Source organism: bacterium, assembly GCA_022616075.1.
In the GTDB taxonomy this organism is placed as follows: domain Bacteria; phylum Acidobacteriota; class HRBIN11; order JAKEFK01; family JAKEFK01; genus JAKEFK01.
The window spans coordinates 1-4,973 of record JAKEFK010000158.1 but is presented as its reverse complement, the minus strand read 5'-3'; the positions used below and the strand labels follow the sequence as shown (position 1 = coordinate 4,973).

Annotated in this window: 8 protein-coding genes; 6 read left to right on the top strand and 2 right to left on the bottom strand. The window is 46.9% G+C overall.

Translation table 11 applies throughout. From position 1 onward, the window contains the following. Positions 1 to 576 (top strand): hypothetical protein (locus L0156_12645; GenBank protein MCI0603848.1); only part of this gene is annotated, 576 nt, incomplete at its 5' end. Between the two features lie 430 nt (positions 577 to 1,006). Here the strand turns inward: L0156_12645 and L0156_12640 are convergent. Continuing rightward, positions 1,007 to 1,672, bottom strand: coding sequence for a nucleotidyltransferase domain-containing protein (locus L0156_12640; protein ID MCI0603847.1), 666 nt, complete (start codon positions 1,670 to 1,672; stop codon positions 1,007 to 1,009). 6 nt (positions 1,673 to 1,678) lie between these two features. Beyond that, positions 1,679 to 2,587: a nucleotidyltransferase domain-containing protein gene (locus L0156_12635; protein MCI0603846.1), complete on the bottom strand. Its 909-nt coding sequence runs from the start codon at positions 2,585 to 2,587 to the stop codon at positions 1,679 to 1,681. Positions 2,588 to 2,838: 251 nt separating this feature from the next. Here L0156_12635 and L0156_12630 point away from each other — a divergent pair, with 251 nt between their 5' ends. From L0156_12630 to L0156_12610, 5 genes are all read left to right on the top strand, one after another. Next, complete coding sequence (locus tag L0156_12630; GenBank protein ID MCI0603845.1) at positions 2,839 to 3,024, top strand: hypothetical protein; 186 nt, start codon at positions 2,839 to 2,841, stop codon at positions 3,022 to 3,024. Next, positions 3,025 to 3,267, top strand: a complete 243-nt coding sequence (locus tag L0156_12625) for a DUF3486 family protein (protein MCI0603844.1) — start codon at positions 3,025 to 3,027, stop codon at positions 3,265 to 3,267. 433 nt (positions 3,268 to 3,700) lie between these two features. Then, the gene (locus L0156_12620) at positions 3,701 to 3,964 is read left to right on the top strand and encodes a UPF0175 family protein (protein ID MCI0603843.1); all 264 of its coding nucleotides are present in this window, start codon (positions 3,701 to 3,703) and stop codon (positions 3,962 to 3,964) included. Then, a complete protein-coding gene (locus L0156_12615; GenBank protein ID MCI0603842.1) occupies positions 3,961 to 4,455 on the top strand; it encodes a hypothetical protein in 495 nt (164 codons plus the stop codon). Before L0156_12620 ends, L0156_12615 begins: the two co-directional genes overlap by 4 nt. 173 nt (positions 4,456 to 4,628) lie before the next feature. Next, positions 4,629 to 4,814 carry a hypothetical protein gene (locus L0156_12610; GenBank protein ID MCI0603841.1) on the top strand — a complete coding sequence of 62 codons (186 nt, stop codon included), beginning with the start codon at positions 4,629 to 4,631 and terminating at the stop codon, positions 4,812 to 4,814. Positions 4,815 to 4,973 lie beyond the last annotated feature (159 nt).

The following is a 4,973-nucleotide window of genomic DNA, read 5'->3' as shown; positions in this document are numbered from 1 at the left end:
GAGAACATCATGTCATATATTCGCGGAAAATATTACATCTGGGGAGATGGTGAGAGACTGCATTTATGGGCAACCGATGGATTTGATCACTGGAACGCAAGTGTTTGGCATGAGGGCTGGAACAAGTCCGGAAAGAGGCAAAAGATGAGCGGTGTTTCCATTCCTGACAAAGTCCTGGACCAGTATGTGGTCATGAGATTTGCGGAAATTGCATGCCAAGGACTCCTTGAGCTCACAATGAATCGTGCATTGAGACATGAGGGAAATGGTGGTTGCATGGCACTTGCTAAGAATCAAAAGATCTTCAGAGAGATCTTCGCAAACGCAAAATTGGAGAATCCCTTCCCATGGCTCGACTTTCTCGATGTGACCGAAGCGCAAAAGGGAATGATCTCGCCCGATATTGCGGCGGAGCTAAGGAGGCTCTGCGCAGATCAAGGGCTCGACTGGGACAGCATGACCAAGTCTGAAAGGAAAGCTTTCGTCACCAATCATGCAAGAAATCATCCATTTGCACGACAAGCCGAATTGAAGAGAAAGCTTAAGGAACGAGCAAAACGGATGAAGAAAACTTAGACCGATCAGGATTCCGCGATTGTAACGTTCGCCGAGAGTTGCCTGGGCCTCTGATGTAAATATTCAAAGCGGCGTATTTTCATAACGAGTCCTGATCAGTAGGTTTTAAAGATATGAACCCTCAAGAACAGATCGGGAAAGGCTTCAGTCAGTTAAACGTTTCCCGGCGACTGCGAAAGTTTCTGAAATGTGGTTATCATAAAGCACAAAGACGGATCATGAAACGTCAGTTTGATCTGACAGGTCGCCAGCCAAATCGTTACCGAGGGTGGGGAAGCTAAAATAGGTTGTACTGGACTTTGGGCATTGACTCTTTCTACACGTCGTTGTTCTCCCCGCCTCAGTCGTTTTTGTCCAGAAACCTCGGCTTTCGAAAAACGAATGTCAACGCAGGCCCTTAAGCCGCAGCCGGATCAGCAGGTCATTGAGCTCAGCTGTAGGATGCTTCCAACCATTTTCGCAAACGCAAGTACTCTGAGTGATGGAACGAAATATCTGCATCTGTCAGCCGCGCTTGCTCCTGACTCGAAACCTTGAAAGCTACCAGATCCTGTATGTAGGGCAATCGGAATTCCTCATTTAGTTTAAGAAGGTTCGCTTCAATCGTGCCGGATGTCATGAGATGAATTCCGGTAAGCAAAACTCGATAAAGATAAAGCAACGTTTTGATCTTCGGATCGGCATTGAATAATCTCCACTGCGCATCCGCAAAACCGAGATAATGATGGCTGTGATGACGCGTCAAGCATCCCTGAGCGATCTCCTTTAGCTCCAGGTACTCGGCCGTGGAATGAAGGACCAGAGGCGAATAAAGCTGTTCCAGTACGTACCCATTTCTCTTCAAAAGAAGTTGAAAAAATTTCCTGGCATCATGAGTCACCAGATCAATCTGTAATCCAGAGCCGATTTCAGAAACTTCAATGGTTTCCTGTTTCGCATTGAGTCCCACTATTTCGGTTAGTGGAAGGAGATGAACACCTCGCAGATCGTAATCGGAATCAGCGGAGGGAAATCCGTAAAGATGAGCACCACTCATCGTAACAAATAGCAATGGGTACGGTTGGCGGGAAATGCAGTCGTGAAGTCTCTGATCCATGTCTGCTCAAATCATGCTGCCGCGTGCCTTCAATAGAAAGACGTTCGCTCGATCATATTCAGGTTGGTCCGGTAATCGTGTCTCTGAATAAGCCGAGTCGAATTCTTTATGAAGCCCAAGCCTCCATCGGTTGATATCCTCCCAGGATACCTCCCCGCGCCGTATTGCAAGCAGCTGATCGCGATACTGATCGACGTAGGTCGGAACGAGGCCTTCTTTCAGAACGGTGATTCCGGATATCAGTAGGCGGATCAAATGCATTGCATGTTTCCACCGAATTGCTCCGCGGTTCCGAAGGTCCTGCTCCAGTTTCCGGAATTGCGATAGAACATAGCCGTTGTAGGTTTGATAGACCAGTTTGGAAAGAAAAATCGAACGCATATCCAAAAGCTCTTGAGCCAGTTCATTTGCGTACTCTACTAACGGCGTGTAGAGGCATTCCAGTACATTCGGATTCGCCTTCAGGGCAAGGATCAGAAATTTTTGTAACTCCCAGTATGTTTCCTGGGTTTCTGGCGATTCCAGTTGCTCAGGCACTCCAAAAAGCGACCAGTGCAGCATGGCAGGCGGCAGATAAATGCCGCGCCGATCGATAGCTGATTCTTCTTGTTCTAAACCGTAAGCCCGCGAGCCGACGACGCATCGATAAATCACGTAGTCGTACATCTGATGTTCCGGGCTCTTGCTGGTTCCAAGAGCTGTACTCGATTGGTAATGTTTTCGAAGGGCAAGCTGGTTGCGGCGAAGATTTGCTTCGTAGCCATCCGGAAATCGAACGCGGTACGCATGACTGCTATCTGTTGGCGACTTTACAATGATTCCGACCGCCCCGGCGGGAAAAAGAATATCTTTGTTTTTCGCCCGGATCTCTATAAGCGTTACGACCTGTGTTCCGACGGGAAGTATCCACTGCATATATTTCGCCCTGGTACAGATTATTCTATTATGTCGGAATTCCGAATTTGATCGAGGGGAACTCGACGGAATGCGAACTTGAGTTAAAAAAGAGAGTCTGGAGTACATAGAAGAACAAGCCAACCTGGTTCCTAAATAGGTATGGTGCAGAATGATGCAAAATGATGTATTATTGTGTCATGGCGGTATTAGAAAAGACAGTTCGACAGAGCATCTCGATACCATCACGATTGGCAAAGCGGGTTCAAAGTATGGCCAAAAACCGGCGCACCAGTGCTAATCGAGTATTTGTGGAACTCATCGAGACCGGACTGCAATCCAAGGAAAGAGAAAAACGAAGATTCTTTGAATTAACAGATCAATTAATCACATCTACCGACCCGAACGAAAGAGAACGTATCAAGGAAGAGCTGGCTCGATTGACCTTTGGAGAATAATTGCCAAAGATTCAGTGGACGAATCTGCCTCCTGCTCTTCGTGATCATCTTTTCGAACGGCTTCGTGAAAGAAAAATCACGGCAGAGGATTTGTACCAACTGAAACTTTGGCGTGAGTCCGAACCTGATGCGCCTGATGGGGAGTGGTATAAGGATTTCGGATCCTTCAAGATCTGCGGAGCAGGAAAATATCCCAAAACCTTTCTCTTGCGCGGACAGCCGGCTAAAGGACAGAAACTTTAGTTTGCCAGCTCGGCAGGCATTTCGTGAGAATCTGACAATCTCTACCGACCGGCGGCGCCCGATGATAGTGTTCCGGTGTGTAATTCGAGCACGCCGTGTTTATAATTATCGGGCGAATCCTCTTCTTTACAAGAAATTGGAAGAGGCGCGGAAATTCTGATTAATTGGCTTGAAGATATGAACCCTCAAGAGCAGATCGGGAAAGGCTTCAGCCAGTTAAACGTTTCTACGCGACTGCGAAAGTTTCTGAAACGTGGTTATCATAAAGCACAAAGACGGATCTTGACACGGCATCTTGATTTGACGGGCCGGCAGCGAAATCGTTACCGAGGGTGGGGAAGCTAAATAATTTGTACTGACTTGATCGTGATTGGGAAATATATTCGCGCTTATGGTTTTTGACTAAGCCCACCAAGATCATTACACTATTTTCATGGCTACTATCAGTGTAGAAGTTCCCGAGGAATTGATTCGAGCTGCGAAATTATCTGGAAAAAGCGCCTCACAGGAAATCACCAAAATCCTTGCCCTTGAGCTTTTCCGTGAGAAGGTAATATCCGTAGGAAAAGCTGCAGAGCTTTCCGGGATTTCGATCGAAGAATTTATGGATTTTGCAGCGAAAAGGGACGTTCCACTACATTATGAATTGGAGGATTTGGAAAACGATCAAAAGTTGGCCGAGACGCTGAAACTGTGATTGTAGTTTCCAACTCTTCTCCCCTAATTGTCTTCGCCAGGTTAAATCTATTTCACATACTTCGGACTCTGTTTACTCAAATCCACATTTCCGATGAAGTATTCCGCGAGGTTACGTTTGACGAAAAGCAACCTGGAGCTATTCAAGTAAAACAGGCAGATTGGATCCATGTGAAGGCAATCAAGAATATGGCACTTCATTCGCAATTAAGCCGTTCTCTGAATCTTGGTGCCGGTGAAATAGCCTCGGTCATATTGGCACAGGAACTTTCCGCAGATTTAGTGCTAATCGATGAGCGAAAAGCCCGGCTCCTCGCACAAAGATACCGAGTTGCTGTGATGGGATCAGTGGGAATTCTCGACATCAGCTATGGCAAGGGACTTATTAACGATTTGCGTCGGACTTACCTGGAATTAGAACAGCATGGTATAAGGGTGGATGGGCGGATTCTAAACCACAGCCTGGCGGCTCACAATCTTCCGCCACTCTGATTTGATCGTTAGTCGAAGCATGTACGCGCGCTTTGAACGCATCAGACTTTTCATTTCCATTGCCGATTTCTATGGTGCGTCCTGGTATGAAATGGATTGGCCTCATCCAGGCAAAGAGAAGGCGGCCCGCGAGAGGTTAAGGAAATACAAAGAACTTACGGAGGGAAAGAACAATGCGGACTGAAAAAAAGAAAAAGCTCGAAGCCGCAGGGTGGAACGTCGGAAGCCCACCTGAATTCCTGAATCTCAATGAAACTGAATCGCAATTGGTGGAGATTAAGATTTCTCTTGTAAGGATGCTTCGCAGATACCGTGAGCGTAATCATCTTACTCAGACGCACCGGTTGAAAATAAAATGAGACAAGAATGGGACAAATGGGACACGCCTCTTCCAGACGTCTTTAATTCTGTTTCCGCGCTTCTTCCAATTTTGCGAAGGCACGACGTAGTGGCACAGGGGTACTTTGGTCAAAGAGGATTTCATCGGTTATGGTGGTTACAGCTCACGGCAGACGGTC